Here is a 21,951-nt window from a genome sequence, read left to right on the forward strand (position 1 = left end):
AGCATAGATGACAGGGCTTGTTCTGAAGGACATCCGAAAATCATACGGAAATGTGCATGTTCTGCATGGCATCGATCTGGATATCCAGGAGGGCGAATTCATCGTCTTCGTCGGCCCGTCCGGATGCGGCAAATCCACCTTGCTGCGTATGATTGCCGGGCTCGAGAGCATCACCTCCGGCGACATGCTCATCGCGGGACAGAAAGTCAACGAGGTGCCGCCGTCAAGGCGCGGCATCGCGATGGTCTTCCAGTCCTATGCTCTCTATCCGCATATGACGGTCTTCGACAACATGGCCTTCGGCATGCGCATCGCCGGGGAAAGCAAGCAGGAGATCGACCGCCGCGTTCGCGCCGCCGCCGCGAGCCTTCAGCTCACGCAATATCTTGAGCGCCTCCCAAAGGCTCTCTCGGGCGGTCAGCGCCAGCGCGTCGCAATCGGCCGTGCCATCTGCCGCAACCCGAAGGTCTTTCTGTTCGATGAACCGCTATCGAACCTCGACGCGGCGTTGCGCGTGGCGACACGTATCGAGATCGCCAAGCTCAGCGATTCCATGCCCCAGACGACGATGATCTATGTCACCCACGACCAGGTGGAAGCCATGACCTTGGCGGACCGCATCGTGGTGTTGTCGGCCGGTCGTGTGGAGCAGGTCGGTGCGCCGCTCGAGCTTTATGAGCATCCGGCCAACCTCTTCGTGGCGAAGTTCATCGGCTCGCCGGCCATGAACATCATCCCGTCGAAGGTCACTGGCACCGGCGCGATGACGACAGTGACTCTGACAGGCGGCAAGACGGTGACGCTCGACATTGCGACGGCGGCATCCGAGCAAGGCAAAACCGCAAGCTTCGGCGTTCGCCCGGAAGATTTGCGGATCGCGACGGACGAGAATTACCTCTTCGAAGGCGAGGTCTCCATCGTGGAAGCCCTCGGCGAGGTCACGCAACTTTATATCGAGGGCCTGGTGGATGGTGAGCCGATCATCGTCAAGATACCCGGCATCGCAGACGTTAAGCGCGGGCAGAAGATGCGCTTTGCGGCCGATAGGCAGAAGCTGCATCTTTTCGATGCTGACGGCCACACCTATCGCAAGCAATAAGGCATCCTCCCAAGAGCGCGGGAGCGCTAGTCCAGGTGTAGAAATACAATAAAATGCAACTTGGTCTAGCGCTTCCAAACCTTCTGTTAAATACCCGCTGGTAGCCTGAGCTTCGTAATATACTTCAGGGATTTACGATAATGGCAGCTTCCGGCACCGCTCACCCAGGCCAGCATTTCCTCAACAAGGAAGAGTCCTTCATGTACGACCGCGAGGTGCGGTACAGAATGGAGGACACGATGAACGCGGCGCGGATCGAATATACCGAAAAAGGCGTCATGAACTTGGCGTCACGCCGCTGCGATATCATCCGAATCTCGCAGAGCAGCGCGATTCTGGCGATCCTCACCCAGTATAATCTGCCAAAGCAGTTCTATCTCGACATCCCCGATGCCCGCATCACCAAGGTCGGTTGCATCCTGATGAAGATCTTCCCCAACAACACCATCGAGGTCCGTTTCCTGCGCCTGCTGTCGGAGAAGGAGATGAACAAGATCTTCGTCTACAGCACCCATCCGTCGCACCGCGACCGCGTGCTCGATATCCGTGCTTGATTAAATCTCGTCGCCAAGAATAGGTTTGGGCGACGATCCACGCGCTGGAGCAATTCCAGGAAAAGTGCGAAGCGGTTTTTCGTCCGGAATTGCGTAAAAACAAAGGGATAGAGCGGGATGCCGAAGACTGTGCGCGGTTTTCGGGCGACATCCCACTCTATCTTTTTGATTTAGAGACGGATCAAATTTCCGCCTGCCACTTCTTGAGCGCATCCTCCATGTAGTCAATCAGCGGTAGCTTGCCGTCTTCCTGCAGCCACTTGTCGACCGAGAGGCGAAGAGGGCTTACGGCAATCATTGAAACCAGCCGTAGTCCGTCGCGGTCCCTCGTCGGAAACAGTTCGCACAGTGTCTCGTAGGCAACCTGTTCGAGCTGCAGGTAGTTGCTGCGCGTGCGTGCGCGCAGGGACTCGCTTTGACGCAGAAGCCGGGCCGTCTCAAGAAGCTGAGGAGCCTCAGCCTGAAGGCGTGCTACAAGTCTCAGGGTTGCCTGATGAATGACATCGAGCGGTCGTCCGGCTGATGCGTTCTCTGTGATGCTTGCCCGGAGAGCGTCCATATATCCGCGCTGATGCGCCAGAAGAATGTCGTCCTTGCTTTTGAAGTAATAGAAGAAAGTCCGGCGGGAAATACCAGCCGCGGCCGCAATCTCGTCGATCGTCGTTTCCTGATAACCCTTCGCTAGAAAGGATTTCAGTCCGACTTCCGCTATGCGTTGAAATGTCAGGCGTCGCTTTTGCTCGCGCAGGCCTTCCGGTTTTAAGGGGCGATCATGCATCGCTCCATACTGTCATAAGTCGCAGCGCCACTCAAACCATCAGCTTGTCCCGCACCCTGCTCAATTCCCGGTGAAATAATTCCAGCGCGCCATTTTTGGATTGCCGCAAAGTAGCCAACATTAATTTTTACATCCAGTGTAATATTTAATGTTGATACGAGATGCCCTAACCAAACGCAGGAGAGCGATACGTCCATGCCAGCCAATGCAATCTCAAATCACGATAATTGCGAGACTTACGGTTCAGATGCCGCCGAAACCCCTGGGCGTCGGCGGTCCGATATTTGGTCGATGGCTCTTTTGCTAAGTTTCTTGGGGGGGTGCGCGGCAGCGCCCCTGGATCGCGCGGGATCCTTGCGATCTTATGACGGCCTGACCCGATCGGACGGGCTGGTTGCCCACTCGCTTCTTCGGGTGAGCAGGGACGATGTTCTGACGGCGAAGACCGTGAAGATTATTCCGACTGCTTTTTCATTGCGGGCTGAAAGCGCCGCCTTCACGCCCGAGCAGCGCAACCTCGTCACCAATGCCGTCGACAGGGCGCTTTGTTCCGGATTGAGTGAACGATTCGTCGTTGTCGGTCTAACCCATCAGGCGGATCTGACTGTTCGCGCCGTCGTCACGCAGGTCAAGGCAACGAACGCTACAGCCGTCGGCGTTTCGAAAGTCGCATCTGTCGGCAAGAGCGTGCTGCTGCCGAATGTACCCGTGCCCATCCCCCGCATCCCGATCGGCATGGGCAGTCTCTCTCTCGAGGCGGAGGCCCTTAATCCTCAGGGCGTGCAGAGAGCTGTGATGATCTGGGGACGTGGGGCAAACGCGTTTCTTGATTCAGGAACGGTTGCCAGGGAAGGAGATGCCTACAGTCTCGCCGCCAAATTCGGCGGCGACTTCAGCAAGTTGTTGGTCAAGGGCAAAACGCCCTTCGGATCGATGCCCTCTTTCCCTTCCAGAGCGAATTTGGCGGCTCTCGTCGGCCGAGCGCCCAAGTATGAGGCCTGCAAAGCATTTGGGAAGTCGCCGGGCGTGACGGGCTTCATAGGAGCACGCATCGGCCTCCCGCCGGGGTGGACGGACAAGGCTCCGGCGAATGCGGAAAAGACGGCGTCGAACACTCCCTGATCAATGTTCGACGTCGTCTTGCCGAATTCCGGCGACGCAACCATCAATGATGGAACAGGACGCTGGCGCCCTGGTCGGCCGGGCCGGCGCCGTGGCGGAACGAGGCGAAGAGCTCGCGGCCCATGCCGAACTCATTCTCGGAGAGGTCGATGACGACGGGATCGCGTTCGGCCATGTCGGCAGCGTCGACCAGCACCTCCAGCGTACCAGCAATCGCGTCGATGCGGATGATATCGCCTTCCTTAATGCGGGCAATCGGTCCGCCCTCGACGGCTTCCGGGGTGACGTGGATGGCGGCCGGTACCTTGCCGGACGCGCCGGACATGCGCCCATCGGTCAACAGCGCCACGCGGAAGCCGCGATCCTGCAGCACGCCGAGTGCCGGCGTCAGCTTGTGCAGCTCCGGCATGCCGTTCGCCTTGGGGCCCTGGAATCGGACGACGGCGACGAAATCGCGGTTGAGCTTGCCGTCCTTGAATGCCTGCTGGATCTCGAGCTGGTCGTGGAAAATCACGGCGGGCGCCTCAATGACATGGCGCTCCGGCTTGACGGCAGAAATCTTGATCACCGCCTTGCCGATATTGCCGCGCAGCATTTTCAGGCCGCCAGTGGTCTGGAACGGTGCATCGATGCCCGCCAACACCTTGGGGTCGCCGCTCTTTTCCGGCGCCTGTTCGCGGACGACGCCGCCATCGGCGCCGATTTTCACCTCGATCGAATAGGCCGAAAGCCCCTGGCCGGCGACGGTACGCACATCGTCGTGCAGCAGCCCCTTCTTGAGGAGCTCCTTGATCAGGAAGCCCATGCCACCGGCGGCATGGAAATGGTTCACGTCTGCAAGTCCGTTCGGATAGACGCGGGCGAGCAGCGGGATGATGTCCGAAAGCTCGGAAATATCCTGCCAGGTCAGCACGATGCCGGCCGCGCGCGCCATGGCGACGAGATGCATCGTGTGATTGGTCGAGCCGCCGGTCGCATGCAGGCCAACGACGCCGTTGACGATCGAGCGTTCATCGATCATCTCGCCGGCGGGCGTGAATTCGTTGCCCATGGCGGTAATGGCGAGCGCCCGCTTGGTCGCCTCGCGGGTCAGCGCTTCGCGCAGCGGCGTGCCGGGATTGACGAAGGAAGCGCCGGGCATATGGAAGCCCATGATCTCCATCAGCATCTGGTTGGAATTGGCCGTACCGTAGAAGGTGCAGGTGCCGGGGCCGTGATAGGACTTCGATTCGGCTTCCAGCAGCTCCGCGCGGCCGACCTTGCCCTCGGCATAGAGCTGGCGCACGCGCGATTTTTCGTCGTTCGCCAGGCCAGAGGTCATCGGCCCGGCCGGGATGAAGACAGCCGGCAGATGGCCGAAGGAGAGCGCGGCAATGACGAGGCCGGGTACGATTTTGTCGCAGACGCCGAGGAAAACGGCCGCATCGAACATGTTGTGCGACAGGCCGACACCGGCGGACATGGCGATCAGATCGCGCGAGAAGAGCGAGAGTTCCATGCCCGGCTGGCCCTGCGTGACGCCGTCGCACATGGCAGGCACGCCGCCGGCAACCTGAGCAATGCCGCCTGCCTCTGCCGCCGCCTCGCGGATGATGGCGGGATAGGTTTCGAAGGGCTGATGCGCCGAGAGCATGTCGTTATAGGAAGTGATGATCCCGAGATTGGGCACGCGGTCCCCCGCCAATGCCTCTTTCTCGGAGGGCGAACAGATGGCGAAGCCATGCGCAAGATTGGCGCAGCCGAGCACGGAGCGCTGTGCACCCACCGTTGCGGCATTGCGCAGGCGGTCCAGATAGCGCTCGCGTGTCGGCTTCGAGCGCTCGATGATACGTGTGGTGATTGCCGAAATGCGGGCGTCAGCGGCCATGGTCGATCTGCCTCCGTCTGTTTTTGCGCATAACCCCGAAAGATCAACGTGATCCGTCTTGGGAAAGGGCTAGGCGCAGACTTCAAATGTCATTGCTATGCCGGCACGCCTTTTCGGGGCGTGAGGCGCAGCGGTGATTGCTGTGTCGTTCAGGGTCCGATGGCGGCCGTGCGGCCTGTCAGGGAGCCCAGTAAATCTCGACCAGAGAGGCGGCCCGGCGCAGAATGGCGCGGATCGGCATCTCGGTCTCTTCGCCTGGCGCTTCCGCTTTGGCGAGAACGTCCTTCTTGCCTGCCCCTTCGATATGGAGCACCAGCAATCCGGCATCCTGAAGGCTGGAGAAGGTGAAGGTCAGCCGGGGTTCGCCGGCTCCTTCGGCTTCCATCGTGATGATGCCGCGCGGGCTGTTCGAATCGAGCGCCGCAGCGAGATTGCTCCCGCCCGGAAAGAACGAGGCCGTGTGGCCGTCATTGCCCATGCCGAGGATGGCGACGTCAAAGGGAAAGCCGATGCACTTGGTCTTTTCTGTGGCGATAACGGCGGCCTCCTCGACGGAAGCCGCGGCTTGGTAGAGCGGAAAGAACTGTGCCGACGCCGCCTTGTCCTTCAACAGGTTTTCCTGGACGAGCAGGTGGTTCGAGCGCGGATTGTCTGCCGGCACGAACCGTTCGTCGACGAGGGTAATCGTCACCTTGCTCCAGTCGAGCGAACGCGATGACAGCGTCTGGAAGAAGATCTTCGGCGTCGAACCGCCGGAGACCGCAATGCTTGCAGAGCCGCGGGTGGCGATGGCGGCCGTGAGAACCTCGACCACCTTGTCCGCGAGCTTGCCGGCGAGTTCGGCGCCATTGGCGAAAGCATGCATGTTCGCTGTCATCGTCGTCGTCCCAGTTTAGATATCGTCATGCCATGTGCGGCCGTCACGCTCGATGAGCGCGATGGCCTGGCTCGGACCCCACGTGCCGGCGGTATAACCCTGCACCGGCTGGCTGGTGGCTTCCCAGCCCTTGAGCATCGGATCGACCCATTCCCACGCGGCTTCCACTTCGTCGCGGCGCATGAACAGCGTCTGGTTGGAACGGACCACGTCCATCAGCAGGCGTTCGTAGGCGTCCGGATTGCGGACGTTGAAGGCCGAAGCGAAGCTCATGTCGAGCGAGACGTTGCGCAGGCGCATGCCGCCCGGACCCGGGTCCTTGATCATCAGCGACTGCTTGACGCCTTCGTCCGGCTGCAGGCGGATGATCAACTGGTTGGCGACGATGCGGCCGGCGGCCTGATCGAAGATGTTGTGCGGGATCGGCTTGAAGGTGATGACGATTTCCGACACCCGGCCGGCAAGACGCTTGCCGGTGCGGATGTAGAAGGGAACGCCGGCCCAGCGCCAGTTGCCGATCTCGGCCTTAATGGCGACGAAGGTCTCGGTGTTGGAGACGCCACCTTCCAGTTCGTCGAGGTAGCCTTTGACCGGGCCGCCTGCCGAAGCACCGGCGCGATACTGGCCGCGAACGGTCGCCTGCTCGACGTTGGAAGCATCGATCGGCTTCAGCGCGCGCAGAACCTTCAGCTTCTCGTCGCGAACGGCTTCCGAGTCCATCGAGGACGGAATTTCCATCGCGGTCAAGCAGAGGAGCTGCAGGATGTGGTTCTGCACCATGTCGCGCAGCGCGCCGGCGGTATCGTAATAACCGGCGCGCCCTTCCAGGCCGACCGATTCCGCAACCGTGATCTGCACATGGTCGATGTGGTTGGCGTTCCACAGCGGCTCATAAAGCGCGTTGGCAAAGCGCAGCGCCATCAGGTTCTGCACCGTTTCCTTGCCGAGATAGTGGTCGATGCGGAAGATCTGCTCTTCCTTGAAGACCTTGCCAATCGTGTCGTTGAGCTGCAGCGCGGAAGCGAGGTCGCGGCCGATCGGCTTTTCGACGACGATGCGGGTCTGCTTGGTGATCAGCTTGTGATCGGAAATCTTCTGCGAGATGTCGCCGAAAATGCCCGGAGCGACGGCGAGATAGAAGGCGCGCACGCGGTCCTTGCCTTCGTCCAGGATTTTCTTGAGCTGATCCCAGCCGGTATCGGTCTTGGCGTCGACCGGCACGTAGAACAGGCGCGCGCAGAACTTCTTCACTTCCGCTTCGTCGAATTCGCCCTTTTTCAGATGCTCTTTCAGCGCGGCTTCGGCGAATTTACGGTATTCTTCATGCGAAAGCGCGCTGCGAGATGCGCCGATGATGCGGGTGGGCTCGGAAAACTGGCCTTCGACCTGGCGATGATAGAGGGCGGGCAGAAGCTTGCGTTCTGCAAGGTCGCCGCTGCCGCCGAAAACGACATAGTCAAATGGTTCAACGGGAATGATTTGGCTGCTCATGAGCTATCTCTCAATCAGTCTTGGTTAAGGCCCCTTTTAATCTAATCGATTTAAAAAGGCCAGTGTGCATCGCAAAAATCAGACTCGGCTTTTTAGAGCGGATTGCCGGAAGAGGAAATCCGTTCTGTTTCTAGAACCTGTCGCGCAACGCAAACCACGAGAGCGCCAGGAATAGGAGAGGCGCCTGCATGCGGGCACCGCCGGGAAAGGGCGGGATGTTCAACGCCTTGAAAAGCGCAAGGTCGTCGGCGTTCCCGAGAACCGTTTTCGCATAGAGTTTACCGCAATAGTTTGACAGCATGACCCCGTGGCCGGAATAGCCGCCGATGGAGGTGACGCCGGGCATGACCTCGCGCACGAAAGGCTGGCGCGGCATGGTGATGCCGACAGATCCGCCCCAGGCATGGGTGATGTTGATATTGCCGAGGGCAGGGTAGATTTCGGCGATCTGGCGACGGATGTGCTGCGTTATGTCGCGCGGGTTATCGGCGGTATAGGCCTCGCGCCCGCCGAACAGTAGGCGCCCGTCCTTCGATTTGCGGAAATAACGCACCACGAATCGCGAATCCGCCACCGCTTCGCCGCCGGGCAGGACATCCGGAAACTTGTCGAGCGGTTCGGTGGCGCCGATGAAGGAGCGAATCGGCATGACATGGCTCGCGGTCACCGGCTCCAGATTGCCGATATGGCCGTTGCAGGCAATTAGCACGCGGTCGGCGGTGATCGTGCCGCTGTCGGTCTCGATCAGCGTCCTGTCGCCGGATTGCCGGATCGCCTTCGCCGGCGTCATTTCGAAGATCGAAGCACCGGCGGTCTGCGCTACCCGCGCCAAGCCGATGAGCAGCTTCAGCGGATGGATATGGCCCGTGCCCATATCCCTGACGCCGTAGAGATAAAGCTTTGAGCCAAGCCGCTCCTGGGTTTCGGCCTGGTCCATGAAGCTGACATGCGGATAGCCGTAGCGCGTCGCGGCGATTTCGGCATTCTCCATATAGGCGCGCTTGTAGCTCCGCTTATGCGTGACATTCATCTGGCCGGGCATGAAGTCGATGTCGATGCCCTGCTCGGCGGCAAAGTCAAGAAGATGGTGTTTAGCGTCCTCGGCAAGATCGAACAGTGCCTTTGAGCGTTCGTAGCCGATCTTCTCTTCCAGCTCCTCGGGCCAGGAGCGCTGGCCGGTGCCGAGCTGGCCGCCATTGCGACCGGAGGCGCCGTCGCCGAAGCGATTGGCATCGATCAGCACCACATCGACGCCGCCCTTGGCAAGGTTGTAGGCGGCCTGTAGGCCGGTGTAGCCGCCGCCGATGATGGCCACGTCGGCACGGCGGGAGCCGTCGAGCTTCGGATAGGCGGGGCGAGGGCCGATGGTTGCCTGATACCAGGAAAGGCCCGGCGCTATCGGGCTCTGCCATGCTTCCTGCAATGTCATGGGCGGGCCTCCCTCACACGTTGAGCAGAAGGAATTCCCGCTCCCAGGGGCTGATCACCTGCATGAAGGTTTCGAATTCGCCGCGCTTGACGCCGACATAGATGTCGATGAAGTCCTTTCCGAGGACCTCTTGGAAAGCCGGTTCGCCTTCCAGGAGCGCAATGGCTTCGAGAAGCCCGCGCGGCAGATCGATCGAACCTTCGTTGGCCGAATCCTCGGTCGGTGCGGTCGGCTCCACCTTCTTCATGATACCGAGCAAGCCGCAAGCGAGTGAGGCCGCGAGCGCCAGATACGGATTGGCGTCAGAGCTCGGCAACCGGTTCTCGACGCGGCGCGCCTGCGGATCGGAGACCGGTACGCGGAACGCGGTGGTGCGGTTGTCATAGCCCCAGGCGTTGTTGACCGGGCAGGACATGTTCGGCGCCAGGCGGCGATAGGAGTTCACATAGGGCGCCAGCATCGCCAGCGCATTCGGCACATAACGTTGCATGCCGCCGATGAAGTGGAAGAACTCCGGCGAGGGACTACCGTCCGGATTGGTGAAAACATTCTTGCCGGTCACGATATCGACCACCGACTGGTGGATATGCATCGCCGAGCCCGGCTGGCTCTGGATCGGCTTGGCCATGAAGGTGGCATAGATGCCGTGTTTCATCGCCGCTTCGCGAATGGTGCGCTTGAACATGAACACCTGGTCGGCAAGCTCGATCGGATCGCCATGGCGCAGGTTGATTTCGAGCTGCGCCGGACCCTCTTCATGGATCAGCGTGTCGATCTCCAGGCCCTGCTTCTCCGAGAAATGATAGATGTCGTCGATCAATTCGTCGAATTCGTTGATGCCGGCAATCGAATAACCCTGGCCGCCGAGGATCGAGCGGCCTGAACGGCCCTTTGGCGGATGCAGCGGATAGTCCGGATCGTCATTCTTGGCGACGAGATAGAATTCGATCTCCGGCGCGACCACCGGCTTCCATCCACGCTCGCGGTAGAGGCCCATGATCCGCTTCAACAGATTGCGCGGCGTGTAGGACACCGCATCGCCATCGGAATTGACTATGTCACAAATCACCTGTGCCGTCGGATCGCTCTCCCAGGGCACGACCGAGAGCGTCGAAAGATCGGGCACCAGCTTCAGGTCACTGTCGCGCGGCTCGTAACGGAAGCTTTCGGTCTCCTCCGGATATTCGCCTGAAATCGTGTGACGATAGATCGCCGAGGGCAGGGCGAGCGAGGTGTTGGAGGTGAATTTCGAGGTGGGCATCATCTTGCCGCGCGGCACACCCGCAAGGTCCGGGGTGATGCATTCTATGTCTTCGATTCCCCGCGCCCGCAGCCACTGAGCCGCTTCCTTCCAATTTGCCACGCCGCGCGCTGATCGTAAGCTTGGGGGAACTGTCGCGATTTTCGAGACCGGCATGGAAGCTTTCAGCGGGGTCTTTTTCGCGGGCATAAAACACCGTATTTGCGTTGATCGAAGATTTCATCATAACGGCAGTTTGCCAATTGGCGAGGGGGAAAACCGTTCGGACTTTCGCCATATGATGGAAAAACGACAGTGCGGCGCAGCAATGGATAAAGGAATGAAACGTGGCCGGCAGATATGATGTGATCGTCCTCGGCGCAGGCGCCGCAGGCATGATGTGCGCTATCCGCGCCGGCCAGCGCGGGCGTTCCGTCGTCGTGCTCGACCACGCCGCAGCGCCGGGGGAGAAGATCCGGATTTCCGGCGGCGGCCGCTGCAATTTCACCAATATTCATGCCGGCCCGAAGAACTTCCTCTCGGCCAATCCGCATTTCGCCAAGTCGGCCTTGGCGCGCTTCACGCCGAGGGATTTCCTCGCCATGGTCGAGAGCCATGGCATCGCCTGGCATGAAAAGACGCTCGGGCAGCTCTTCTGCGACAACAGCGCCAAAGACATCATCCGCATGCTGACCGACGAGATGCGGGCGGCCGGCGTGGAGTTGCGGCTGCGCACCGAAATCGGCGCCATCGAGCCGGTTGCCGGCGGTGGCTACAAGGTCGCCACGTCGGAGGGCACCTTGGAGGCCGCCTCTCTGGTCATCGCCACCGGCGGCAAGTCGATCCCGAAAATGGGAGCCACCGGCTTTGCCTATCGCATCGCCGAGCAGTTCGGCCTGCCGCTCGTCGAGACGCGTCCCGGCCTCGTGCCGCTGACCCTCGATCCCCAGCTTCTCCAGCGCCTGGCGCCGCTTGCCGGCATCGCCGCGCCTGCCGAAATCCGCCACGGCAAGACCGCGTTCCGCGAAGCCCTGCTCTTCACCCATCGCGGCTTGAGCGGCCCGGCGATCCTGCAGATCTCTTCCTACTGGCGGGAAGGCGACGAGATCACGGTGGCGATCGAGCCCGATATCGACATTTTCATCACGCTCAAGACGGCCCGGCAAGCCAATGGCCGGCAATCGGCACAGACGGCTCTGGCGGAGATATTGCCGAAGCGACTGGCGCAGCATTTCGCCGACGGAGAGGGCATAGCGGGCAATATGGCCGATCAGCCCGACAAGCGCCTGCAGCAGCTTGCCGCCGCCGTCCAGGCCTGGCCGGTCAAGCCGTCGGGTTCCGAAGGTTACCGGACGGCGGAAGTCACGCTTGGCGGCGTCGATACCGCCTGCCTCGATTCAAAGACGATGCAGGTGAAAACCATCCCCGGCCTCTTTTTCATCGGCGAATGCGTCGACGTCACCGGCTGGCTCGGCGGCTACAATTTTCAATGGGCCTGGGCCTCGGGCCATGTCGCCGGCGAAGCGGCTTGAAGCACTTATTTCCACATAGCGACCGAGCCCTTGATCGCGCCGCTATGGAAGTGGAACTGCCAGCCGCAAAGTCCTACGCCTTTTGGATAAATATTCGCCGGGTGCGACAATTGTGGCTAGGCTCTGGTGCCGGCGTTTTCCTTTCCTACATCTTTATTGTCCACATTGGCAGTTGCCGGAACGACCTTTTGCCGGTTATCGTGTCAGTGCGAAAATGGGATTTAGGCTCATGAATAGAACACAACATCGCGCTCGCGCCATTGCAATTGCTCAAACCCGTGACAATGCCAAATTGGTGGCCATTCGGCTGCTGATGCTGGCAACCGGCGCCACGGCGGCCTGCATTGCTTACCTTGCGGTGCGCAGCTTCTGATATCATCGGCCTGATCGGCTTCGGCCGCCGTTCGCCGGCGGCCAGCACGTGCGCATACGCCCGGCATCCTCTTGCCCGCGGCCTTACCTCCCTGCATTTTAAGGCTTTTCCCGAGTTATCGATGGCCTTGTAGGTCATTGCCATGGCGCCTTATCCGAAAATTAATTAATCGGACTCACAATCCGCGAAGATTTTCTGGGGCGTGCTTCTACAACGTAGAGCCGAAGCAATGATTGCCTCCCGACATGGTTGGGTCCCCATCTGCGAACATCTCAAGTTTGATGGTTATGCATCCGGTCAGCGCCATCGCGGCGTCGGCAGGGGGAGTACGGTGTATGAGAGGCCAGAGCCACCATGTTCATTGACAAGATCCTGTCTCGTTTCAAGATCAAGACGAAGGTTCTGATCTTCGTGCTGCCTTTCGTCATCAGCATTTCCGCCGTCGGCCTCACCGGGCTCTACGCTTCGGGCCTGCTGCAGGGGCGCATGGAAATTTCCAACAGCGTGCTGCAATCGCTGACGGGCTTCAAGAACCTCTACGCTTCGATGGATGACTTCCTGCGCATCACCAACGAACAGCAGCGCGACAAGCTCTATCAGGACATCAAATCGCAGCAGGGTGTCCTGAACGCGACGCTCGACCAGCTCGGTAAGGATGCGGAGGGCCGCGATAATCTGACGGATGCGACGACCAAGACTGCCGACACGGCAAACCTGGTTGCCAAGCTCTGGACGCTACACGAGCAGGAAGTCGCCTTTCGCAAGGTGATCGAAGACGCGCAAAGAGCGCTGATCAGCGCCCGCTTCAATGTCGATTTCGATGGTCAGCAACTGGAAGACCAGATGCGTAAGGACCAGGCCGACGCGACCGCGACGTTGCGCGCCGCCGACCGCCTACTGAAGGGCGGCGATGCGCTTGTCTCCGTCGCCGAAGATTTCAACAAGGCCGCAACGCCCGCCGATAAGGTCAAGCTGCTCAAGGACCGGTTGCCTGATCTCAACAAGGCGCTACGGGCGATCGATCTCGCCGTGCCGCAGAACCAGAAAAGCGTCGTGCAGTCGCTGGCCGGCACCATCAAGGATCTCGGCGCTTTCACCGAAAGCACTGATGTTCCAACGGACGATACCGTCACCGCCATCGGTCGGCTGCTTTCGCGCTTCCGGCAGATGTCGACCTATACGCAGCTCACGGCAACGCAGATGATGCGCCAGGCGACCACGACCTTCGTTCAACTGGACGCCCGGGTCGTCCAGACCAATTCCGTTCTGCAGGACACCCGCCGTCTCGAAGGTTCGATCTATTCGCTGCAGCTCGTGCTTGCCGACTTCACCGCTAATACCACTAAGGAAAATCTCGTCCGTCTGCGCCAGGAAATCGCCAAACTCGGTGGCGACATGAATACGCTGAACCAGAGTGCCAAGGACATGGATTTCGCCGGCGATATCGACAAGGCCATCCGCCCGGCCATCAAGTCGATGGATGAAGCCGGCGGCAAGCTGGTCGATACCATCACCCAGCGCATCGCCGAATATGCCAGCGCCCGCCAGCAGCTCGATCAGGTCTGGGGTCAGCTCACCGCCTTTGCCGAAACCCAGAAGCAGAGCGCCGGCACGGAGCGTGATCAGGCGAACTACATCTCGATCCTCGCCACCACGCTTGGCATCATCCTCTCGGTCGCCGGCGGCATCGCTCTGGTCCTGACCCTGCAGCGTCCGATCGGTCAGATCACCGCCGCCATGCGCCGTATCGCCGACGGCATGCTGGAAACTGCGATCTCCGGCGAGCAGCGCCACGACGAAATCGGCGACATGGCCCGCGCGCTCGGCATCTTCAAGGAAAACGCGCTTTCGAAGATCCGCATCGAGGAGCAGAGCGACGAGGAGCGCACCGCAGCCGAGCACGAGCGCCAGCGCAACGATGCCGAAAAGCGCGAGCTAGACCGTCAGATCGACTTCGCCGTCAGCGAACTTGCCGCCGGCCTCGAGCGCCTGGCTCAAGGCGATATCTCTGCTAGCATCCAGACGCCTTTCATCGGCCGCCTCGAACAACTCCGCCAGGATTTCAACAGCTCGCTGTCGCGTCTGCAGCAGACGCTCAGCCAGGTGCGCGACAATGTCGAGATGATCCAGAGCAACGGCAGCCAGATGGCAGCTTCCGCCGAGGACTTGTCGAAGCGCACCGAACAGCAGGCGGCCGCGTTGGAAGAAACCGCCGCCGCCGTGGACGAAATCACCGTCACCGTCCGCTCGTCCGCCGAGCGCGCCAAGGAGGCGGATGCGATCGTCCGCGAAGCAAAGCGCAGCGCCGACGACAGCTCCGTCGTCGTCGGTAACGCCATCGATGCGATGGGCCGTATCGAAGATGCCTCACGCCAGATCGAGCAGATCATCGGCGTCATCGACGAGATCGCCTTCCAGACCAACCTTCTGGCGTTGAACGCCGGTATCGAAGCCGCGCGCGCCGGCGAGGCCGGCAAGGGCTTTGCGGTTGTCGCCATGGAGGTGCGCGAACTTGCCCAGCGCTCCGCCGCTGCGGCACAGGAGATCAAGGGGCTGATCAACAAATCGACCCACGAGGTCAATTCCGGCTCGCAGTTCGTGCAGGAGGCCGGCTCCGTGCTCGCCCAGATCAGCGGTCAGATCGTCACCATCAGCCAGCATGTGGAAATGATCGCGCGCGCCAGCCACGATCAGGCAAGCGCGCTGCAGGGTGTCAACTCCTCCGTCAACCAGATGGACCAGATGACACAGAAGAATGCGGCCATGGTCGAAGAAACCACGGCGGCCAGCCGCGAACTGGCCACCGAAGCGGACGCGCTGCTCTATCTCATCCAGCAGTTCAAGATCGAAGGCGGGCAGGGCGCGGGCTATATGCGGGCGCAAGCCGCCTGACCGCTGCAATCGTCGCTATCACAGGCGGATCGGTCCGTATCGGGCCGGTCCGCTTTTTTCGTTTTGAGCCATGCATAGCTAATATCGAGAGCGTTCCCGAGCCAGGTAAACACTGGCCAGGGGTCACGGCCATATTCTTGGTAGAAAGCGTCCTCGTTGCGGCGCCATTGCGCGTGGCGGGCGTCATTCTCCAGTTCGATAATTCTGGCTAAAGCGATGCAGTCGATCATGGGAGGTCTCCATATTGAAAAGCATCCCTTCAATTACGCAAAGAAATCTTCTTTATAAACAGCCGTTTTCGCCCTATGTTTTTCAATCATGAAAAACGCGACCTGGGATTCCTATCAGCTTTTCCTCGACGTCGCCCGCGGCGGCGGGTTGACGGGGGCTGCATCTTCCAGCGGTTTGAGCCCGGCGACGATCGGCCGGCGCATGCTGGAATTGGAAAGCCAGATCGGGCGCACGCTCTTCCAGCGCAGCCAGACGGGATATGCGTTGACGGGCGACGGGCAAGCGCTCTTCGACCAGCTTCTGGAGATGGAGGCCGCCGCCCGCAAGGTGGATAGCTGGCAGCGCGACGCCCAGGGGATGTCCGTCGTTCGCATTGCCGCCGGAACCTGGGTCGGCTGGCTGCTCAGCCAGAACATGCCGACGATCTGTTCGGAGCGGGATGGATTCCGCATCGATCTATATCTCGGCGAGCGCCGCGCCAGCCTTGCCCATCGCCAAAGTGACATCGGCATCCGCGCCTTCGAACCGGAGGAGACCAATCTTGCTGCCATCAAGACCGGCGACGTCGCCTATGCCGCCTATCAGGCGCGCAACATGCGCTTTTCCGGCCAGCAGCGTTGGATCGCGGCGGCGGAGGAGGAGGCGGTATCGGCCTATCTGCGCTGGCCGCATCAGAACAGACGCGAAGAGATCGCCTTCACGGTCAGCCGCCCGCGCTCGCTTCACGATCTCGTGCTCGCGGGAGCAGGTATCGCCGTTCTGCCTTGCTTCGTCGGTGATCAGGAACCGAGGCTGGAACGGGTCGGCGAGGAGATCGTGTCCCTGCGCCATCGGCAGTGGATCGTCATGAACGATGCCGACCGTCATCGGCGGGATATCCGCACCGTGGTCGATCGCATGACCAAGTTGCTGAAAAGCCATGCGGAACTGTTTGCGGGCAAGCGCCCGACCTACGCGTAAAAACCGGCAGCCAAAGCGGCTGCCGGTTGGATCGCTTGTTCAGCGAGCAGCGTCGCCCCAGCGATATTCCACTGTCGCGTCGTCCAGCTTCGCCTTCAGCGCCGGATCGAGCTTGAGATCGATGGCGGCGAGCGTGTCGGTCAGTTGCTCCGGACGGCTGGCGCCGATAATGGCGGAGGTGATCACCGGATTGGCGGCCACCCAGGCGACGGCGAGCTTGGTAAGCGAATGGCCGGCCTCGTCGGCGATACCGCGCAGTTTCTCGATCGTCGCGAATTCGCGTTCATGCCAGTAGCGCTGCAGATAGTTCGTGCCGGCATTGCGCAGTTGCGAGCTGAAGCGGCCTTCGGTCGGCGCGACGTCGTGCCTGTGTTTGCCGGTCAGAAGGCCGCCGGCGATCGGATTGTATGGAATGACGGCGAGGTGCTGTTCTTCCGCAAGCGGCAGTAGTTCGCGCTCGATCTGGCGGAACAGCAGATTGTAGCGCGGCTGCACGGAGACGAAGCGGGCGGTGCGCAGGAAATCGGCGCGGCCGAGCGCCAGAGCCAGCCGGTAAGCGAGGAAATTCGATACGCCGACATAGCGCGCCTTGCCCGAGCGTACGATGACGTCGAGCGCCTCCAGGGTCTCGTCGATCGGTGTGTCGCGGTCGTCGGAATGGAGCTGATAGAGGTCGACATAGTCGGTGCCGAGACGCCGCAAGGATGCATCGATGGCGTCGAGAAGGTGCTTGCGCGACGCGCCCTGATCCCAGGGGGAGGGACCGACTTTGCCGACCGCCTTGGTGGCGACGATGAAGCGATCGCGTCTGCCCTTCAGCCAGCGGCCGACGATTTCCTCGGTGCGGCCGGCAAGCTCTTCGCCGCCGCCGAGTGGATAGACGTCGGCGGTGTCGATGAAGTTGACGCCGGCGTCGGTCGCCTTGTCGAGAATGGCATGCGCAATGTCTTCCTGCTCGATCTGCAGGCCAAAGGTCATGGTGCCGAGGCAGAGGCGCGAGACGCTGAGACCGGTATTGCCGAATTTTTGATACTGCATGGTGGAAACCCTTGGAAAGACGGGTTGCGTTTGCCCTTGACGCAGGGCGGTGAAAAAAGGGCAGGAGTTTATTGGTGGGAATGATACGGTGCGATGTTAGCAAAGCCCATCCGGGCATTCACGCAGGAAGCGGGCCTCACGTTCACAATCGCGTGCGCTCGCCCGTCGGGGTTTCCGCTGCGGGACCTTTCCCTTTTTCAGCAAATCCGTGAAAGCTCATACTGCCTTGCTTTTCCCCCTTGTGGCCTTCGGAATTCCTTTCTAGTCTGACGGGAAAAACAGAGGGTTGGGTATCGCCGCGATGCCCTTGAACAAAACAGGAGAGACCATGAAGTCCATGTTCGCACGGCTTGCAGCAACGGCTTTCGCAGCCGTTTCGCTGGTGACGGCAGCCCAGGCTGCAGACAAGGTCGTCAATATCTACAACTGGTCGGATTATATCGATGATTCGATCCTGGCCGATTTCACCAAGGAAACCGGCATCAAGGTTGTCTACGATACCTTTGATTCCAACGAGACCCTGGAAACCAAGCTCCTTGCGGGCAAGACCGGCTACGACATCGTCGTGCCGACGGCGGACTTCCTGCAACGCCAGATCAAGGCCGGTGTGTTCCAGAAGCTCGACAAGTCGAAGCTGCCGAACATCTCCAACATGTGGGACATGGTGATGCAGCGCATCTCCACTTACGATCCCGGCAACCAATATGCCATCGACTATATGTGGGGCACCAACGGCATCGGCTACAATGTCGACAAGGTGAAGCAGATCCTCGGCACCGACGACAAGCCGACGCTCGATGTGATCTTCGACCCGAAGGTCGCCGCCAAGTTCAAGGATTGCGGCATCTATATGCTCGATGCGCCGAAGGACGTCATCCCGACAGTGCTGGCCTATCTCGGCCTCGATCCGAACTCGACCAAGCAGGAGGATTTCAAGAAGGCTGAGACTCTTCTGGCATCGGTCCGGCCTTTCGTCCGCAAGTTCCATTCGTCCGAATATATCAATGCGCTGGCCAACGGCGATATCTGCATCGCTTTCGGCTATTCCGGCGATGTGCTGCAGGCGCGCAATCGCGCCGAAGAGGCCAAGAACGGCGTGCATGTCGACTATTCGATGCCGAAGCAGGCGCAGATGTGGTTCGACGTCATGGCGATCCCGGCCGATGCGCCGCATGTGGCCGAGGCGCATGAATTCCTGAATTACATCATGAAGCCGGAAGTCATCGCCAAGGCCAGCAACTTCGTCGCCTACGCCAACGGCAACAAGGCTTCGCAGCAGTTCGTGAACAAAGAAGTCCTCGAGGACCCGGCGGTCTATCCGACCGATGAGATCATGAAACACCTGTTCACGGTGACGCCGTGGGATCCGAAGACGCAGCGCCTGGCGACGCGCTTGTGGACCAAGGTTGTTACCGGTCAATAAGTCAGACAAAGGCCCGGACGGAAACGTCCGGGCCTTTCCTTAGACCATGCGTCCAGGTCGCTGAGCGGTCGCGGACGGGGTAATACGAATTCTGAAGCGCTACCGGGTGGGGAAAGCCGGGGTGACACAGAATCATTTCGGGGATAGATGATGAAGTCTCTCGGTAATATCCGGCGTTCCTTTGCTCCTTGGACGGATCCTTCGGCAAAGCCATATATTTCCTTCAAGAACGTCACGAAGAAGTTCGGCGATTTCACCGCCGTCGACAATCTTTCGCTGGATATCTACAACCGCGAATTCTTCGCCTTGCTCGGCGCATCCGGTTGCGGCAAGTCCACGCTGCTGCGCATGCTGGCGGGCTTTGAGCAGCCGACGACGGGCGAGATCGTTCTCGACGGCCAGAATCTTGCCGGCACGCCGCCCTATCGCCGCCCCGTCAACATGATGTTCCAATCCTACGCGCTCTTCCCGCATATGACGGTGGAAAAGAACATCGCCTTCGGGCTGCGCCAGGATGGCATGCCGAAAGCGGAGATCGCCGAGCGCGTTGCGCAGATGCTAAAGCTCGTCAAGCTGGAGCAATTTGCCAACCGCAAGCCGAACCAGCTCTCCGGTGGCCAGCGCCAGCGCGTGGCGCTCGCCCGCTCGCTCGCCAAGCGGCCGAAGGTGCTGCTGCTCGACGAGCCGCTCGGCGCGCTCGACAAGAAGCTGCGCGAGGAGACCCAGTTCGAGCTCATGGACCTGCAGCAGAGCCTTGGCCTCACCTTCGTCGTCGTCACCCACGATCAGGAAGAGGCGATGACCATGGCCGACCGCATTGCCGTGATGAGCCATGGCAGGGTCGTGCAGGTGGCGACGCCGGCGGAGATCTATGAGGCTCCCAATTCCCGCTTCGTCGCAGACTTCATCGGTGACGTGAACATCCTCGACGGCAATGTCACGCGCGCAAATGGCGGCACGGTCGAGATTGCCGTCGATAATGGCTTCACCCTGCGCACGGCAGCTAGCGAAATGCTCACTGAGGGCAGCCGCGCGGGCTTTGCCATCCGGCCGGAAAAGCTACGTGTCACGCCGCGCCCGCCCGCCAACGCCTCGGTCAATGCCGCCGAGGGCGAGATCTGGGATATTGCCTATCTAGGCGACATGACGGTCTTCCACGTCAAGCTGAAGAGCGGACAGGTCGTCAAGGCTTCGTCGCTGAATGCAGTGCGCGCAGTGGAGGAACCTTTCTCCTATGATCAAGGCGTCTGGGTCTCCTTCGATGAAAATGCCGGCGTGCTGCTGAAGGATTGATCATGAGGACGCTCGGCTCTTCCATCTACCAGCGCCTCGTCATCATCGTGCCTTATGCCTGGCTGCTGGTTTTCTTTCTCGCGCCCTTCCTGATCGTCTTCCGCATTTCGCTGTCGACGAAGGCGCTCTCGGTTCCGCCCTATGATCCGGCTTTCAGTTGGTCGGACAGTTTCAGCGATTGGTGGGACAAGCTGCAGAGCATGTCCTTCGACAACTACACCTGGCTGGCCGGCGATCCCCTCTATTTCAACGCCTATCTCCAAAGCCTGAAGATTTCCGGCATATCGACGATCCTGACGCTGATCATCGCCTATCCCATAGCCTATGGCATGGCGCAGGCGCCGCGCAGCATCCGCCCGACGCTGTTGATGCTGGTCATCCTGCCGTTCTGGACGAGTTTCCTGATCCGCGTCTATTCCTGGATGTCGATCTTGAGCACGACGGGCTTGCTCAATCAATTGCTGATGACGCTCGGTATCATCCATGAGCCGCTGGTGATCCTGAACACCAATACCGCCGTCTATATCGGCATGGTCTATTCCTATCTGCCCTTCATGGTGCTGCCGCTCTATTCCTCGCTGGAAAAGATGGACGGCACGCTGATCGAGGCGGCACAGGACCTTGGCTGCACGCCGATCGGCGCCTTCTGGCGCGTGACCTTCCCCTTGTCGATCCCTGGCGTCATCGCCGGCTGCATGCTGGTTTTCATCCCCGCGGTCGGCGAGTTCGTCATCCCAGACCTGCTTGGCGGCTCCGAAACGCTGATGATCGGCAAAGTGTTGTGGAGCGAGTTTTACGGCAATACAGACTGGCCGCTGGCATCGGCGGTGGCGACCATCCTGCTGCTTGTGCTGGTGGTGCCCATCGTCTTCTTCCAGCACATACAGGCAAAAGCCGATGAGAAGGGGAGATAGGTCATGATCCGCTGGTCCCGCTTCAACATCGTCTCCGTCACGCTCGGCCTTGCCTTCCTGTATTTGCCGATCCTGCTGCTGGTCATTTATTCCTTCAACGCTTCGCGGCTGGTCACAGTCTGGGGCGGCTTCTCGACCCAGTGGTACAGCCATCTGCTCAGCAACGACAGCATGCTCAACGCGGCGTGGCTGACCGTACGCATTGCCTTGCTCTCGGCGACGATCGCCACCGTCCTTGGCACGCTGGCGGCACTGACACTGGTGCGCTACACGCGCTTCCGTGGCCGCATCCTGTTTTCCGGCATGATCTATGCGCCGCTGGTCATGCCCGACGTCATCACCGGCCTATCGCTGCTGCTGCTCTTCGTCACCGCCGACCTCGATCGCGGCTTCTGGACCATCGTCATGGCGCATACGACGCTGACCATGTGTTTCGTTGCCGTCGTCGTGCAGTCCAGGCTTCTGAGCTTCGATCGCTCGATCGAGGAGGCGGCGCTCGATCTCGGCGCGCCGCCGGTGCGCACCTTCTTCGAGATCACGCTGCCGATCATCGCGCCGGCCGTGTTCTCCGGCTGGGTGCTGGCGCTGACGCTGTCACTCGACGACTTGGTGATCGCCACTTTTGCTTCGGGGGCTGGCGCAAAGACATTGCCGATGCTGATCTACAGCCAGGTGAAGCTCGGCGTGACGCCTGAGATCAACGCCATCTGCACCATCCTGATCGGCGTCGTCACCATCGGCGTCATCTGCGCCTCCGTCGTCACCAAGCGCCGCGAAGTGCAGCGCCAAAGGGACGAGCAGGCTGCTGCCGCGGCATAGGTCAGAGCCATCCGCAGAC

At 60.5% G+C, this 21,951-nt stretch carries 21 protein-coding genes; 12 read left to right on the forward strand and 9 right to left on the reverse strand.

Translation table 11 applies throughout. The features are described 5' to 3' along the window. Nucleotides 1-7 precede the first annotated feature (7 nt). On the forward strand, nt 8-1,099 hold the full coding sequence (gene ugpC / locus NXC24_RS03495; protein WP_104822036.1) for a sn-glycerol-3-phosphate ABC transporter ATP-binding protein UgpC: 1,092 nt from the start codon (nt 8-10) through the stop codon (nt 1,097-1,099). A 140-nt stretch (nt 1,100-1,239) separates the two neighbouring features. After that, nucleotides 1,240-1,653, forward strand: coding sequence for a hypothetical protein (locus NXC24_RS03500; protein ID WP_199773516.1), 414 nt, complete (start codon nt 1,240-1,242; stop codon nt 1,651-1,653). 181 nt (nt 1,654-1,834) lie between these two features. On the opposite strand, the gene NXC24_RS03505 is transcribed toward NXC24_RS03500, so the two are convergent. Both NXC24_RS03505 and NXC24_RS35010 read right to left on the reverse strand, forming a co-directional pair. Continuing rightward, nucleotides 1,835-2,431 (reverse strand): TetR/AcrR family transcriptional regulator, encoded by a 597-nt coding sequence (locus tag NXC24_RS03505; protein WP_104822037.1) that lies wholly within the window; start codon nt 2,429-2,431, stop codon nt 1,835-1,837. Beyond that, a complete protein-coding gene (locus NXC24_RS35010) occupies nt 2,413-2,637 on the reverse strand; it encodes a hypothetical protein (RefSeq protein ID WP_158704417.1) in 225 nt (74 codons plus the stop codon). Before NXC24_RS35010 ends, NXC24_RS03505 begins: the two co-directional genes overlap by 19 nt. Before the next feature lie 148 nt (nt 2,638-2,785). Here NXC24_RS35010 and NXC24_RS03510 point away from each other — a divergent pair, with 148 nt between their 5' ends. Next, complete coding sequence (locus tag NXC24_RS03510; RefSeq protein WP_245463925.1) at nt 2,786-3,553, forward strand: DUF3313 domain-containing protein; 768 nt, start codon at nt 2,786-2,788, stop codon at nt 3,551-3,553. A gap of 43 nt (nt 3,554-3,596) precedes the next feature. On the opposite strand, the gene edd is transcribed toward NXC24_RS03510, so the two are convergent. The 5 genes from edd to NXC24_RS03535 all read right to left on the reverse strand — a co-directional run bounded on the left by edd (nt 3,597) and on the right by NXC24_RS03535 (nt 10,667). Further along, nucleotides 3,597-5,420, reverse strand: a complete 1,824-nt coding sequence (gene edd / locus NXC24_RS03515; protein ID WP_104822039.1) for a phosphogluconate dehydratase — start codon at nt 5,418-5,420, stop codon at nt 3,597-3,599. Between the two features lie 178 nt (nt 5,421-5,598). Continuing rightward, on the reverse strand, nt 5,599-6,297 hold the full coding sequence (gene pgl, locus NXC24_RS03520; RefSeq protein ID WP_104822040.1) for a 6-phosphogluconolactonase: 699 nt from the start codon (nt 6,295-6,297) through the stop codon (nt 5,599-5,601). A gap of 15 nt (nt 6,298-6,312) precedes the next feature. Further along, the gene (gene zwf, locus NXC24_RS03525) at nt 6,313-7,788 is read right to left on the reverse strand and encodes a glucose-6-phosphate dehydrogenase (protein WP_104822041.1); all 1,476 of its coding nucleotides are present in this window, start codon (nt 7,786-7,788) and stop codon (nt 6,313-6,315) included. A gap of 130 nt (nt 7,789-7,918) precedes the next feature. Next, a complete protein-coding gene (locus NXC24_RS03530) occupies nt 7,919-9,217 on the reverse strand; it encodes an FAD-binding oxidoreductase (protein ID WP_104822042.1) in 1,299 nt (432 codons plus the stop codon). Between the two features lie 13 nt (nt 9,218-9,230). Then, nucleotides 9,231-10,667: a glutamine synthetase family protein gene (locus tag NXC24_RS03535; protein WP_104822043.1), complete on the reverse strand. Its 1,437-nt coding sequence runs from the start codon at nt 10,665-10,667 to the stop codon at nt 9,231-9,233. Here NXC24_RS03535 and NXC24_RS35400 point away from each other — a divergent pair. The 4 genes from NXC24_RS35400 (at nt 10,633) to NXC24_RS03545 (ending at nt 15,254) form a co-directional block, all read left to right on the forward strand. Continuing rightward, nucleotides 10,633-10,821 carry a hypothetical protein gene (locus tag NXC24_RS35400; protein ID WP_199773591.1) on the forward strand — a complete coding sequence of 63 codons (189 nt, stop codon included), beginning with the start codon at nt 10,633-10,635 and terminating at the stop codon, nt 10,819-10,821. The genes NXC24_RS03535 and NXC24_RS35400 overlap by 35 nt on opposite strands. Continuing rightward, complete coding sequence (locus tag NXC24_RS03540) at nt 10,805-11,989, forward strand: NAD(P)/FAD-dependent oxidoreductase (protein WP_104822044.1); 1,185 nt, start codon at nt 10,805-10,807, stop codon at nt 11,987-11,989. Before NXC24_RS35400 ends, NXC24_RS03540 begins: the two co-directional genes overlap by 17 nt. Before the next feature lie 229 nt (nt 11,990-12,218). Then, complete coding sequence (locus tag NXC24_RS35405; protein WP_199773517.1) at nt 12,219-12,362, forward strand: hypothetical protein; 144 nt, start codon at nt 12,219-12,221, stop codon at nt 12,360-12,362. Between the two features lie 354 nt (nt 12,363-12,716). Further along, entirely contained in the window at nt 12,717-15,254 is a 2,538-nt protein-coding gene (locus tag NXC24_RS03545; RefSeq protein ID WP_104822045.1) for a HAMP domain-containing methyl-accepting chemotaxis protein, read from the forward strand. On the opposite strand, the gene NXC24_RS03550 is transcribed toward NXC24_RS03545, so the two are convergent. After that, complete coding sequence (locus tag NXC24_RS03550; RefSeq protein ID WP_104822046.1) at nt 15,230-15,484, reverse strand: hypothetical protein; 255 nt, start codon at nt 15,482-15,484, stop codon at nt 15,230-15,232. The genes NXC24_RS03545 and NXC24_RS03550 overlap by 25 nt on opposite strands. Before the next feature lie 88 nt (nt 15,485-15,572). Here NXC24_RS03550 and NXC24_RS03555 point away from each other — a divergent pair, with 88 nt between their 5' ends. Then, nucleotides 15,573-16,445: a LysR family transcriptional regulator gene (locus NXC24_RS03555; RefSeq protein WP_104822047.1), complete on the forward strand. Its 873-nt coding sequence runs from the start codon at nt 15,573-15,575 to the stop codon at nt 16,443-16,445. A gap of 39 nt (nt 16,446-16,484) precedes the next feature. Here the strand turns inward: NXC24_RS03555 and NXC24_RS03560 are convergent, their stop codons facing one another. Continuing rightward, nucleotides 16,485-17,483, reverse strand: a complete 999-nt coding sequence (locus tag NXC24_RS03560) for an aldo/keto reductase (RefSeq protein ID WP_104822048.1) — start codon at nt 17,481-17,483, stop codon at nt 16,485-16,487. A 328-nt stretch (nt 17,484-17,811) separates the two neighbouring features. Here NXC24_RS03560 and NXC24_RS03565 point away from each other — a divergent pair, with 328 nt between their 5' ends. From NXC24_RS03565 to NXC24_RS03580, 4 genes are all read left to right on the forward strand, one after another. Next, nucleotides 17,812-18,906 (forward strand): polyamine ABC transporter substrate-binding protein, encoded by a 1,095-nt coding sequence (locus NXC24_RS03565; RefSeq protein WP_104822049.1) that lies wholly within the window; start codon nt 17,812-17,814, stop codon nt 18,904-18,906. A 150-nt stretch (nt 18,907-19,056) separates the two neighbouring features. Next, on the forward strand, nt 19,057-20,199 hold the full coding sequence (locus tag NXC24_RS03570; protein WP_104824987.1) for an ABC transporter ATP-binding protein: 1,143 nt from the start codon (nt 19,057-19,059) through the stop codon (nt 20,197-20,199). A 2-nt stretch (nt 20,200-20,201) separates the two neighbouring features. Then, nucleotides 20,202-21,113 carry an ABC transporter permease subunit gene (locus NXC24_RS03575; RefSeq protein WP_104822050.1) on the forward strand — a complete coding sequence of 304 codons (912 nt, stop codon included), beginning with the start codon at nt 20,202-20,204 and terminating at the stop codon, nt 21,111-21,113. 3 nt (nt 21,114-21,116) lie between these two features. Beyond that, nucleotides 21,117-21,932 (forward strand): ABC transporter permease subunit, encoded by an 816-nt coding sequence (locus NXC24_RS03580; RefSeq protein ID WP_104822051.1) that lies wholly within the window; start codon nt 21,117-21,119, stop codon nt 21,930-21,932. Nucleotides 21,933-21,951: the final 19 nt, after the last annotated feature.

The organism is Rhizobium sp. NXC24, assembly GCF_002944315.1.
Classification (GTDB): domain Bacteria; phylum Pseudomonadota; class Alphaproteobacteria; order Rhizobiales; family Rhizobiaceae; genus Rhizobium.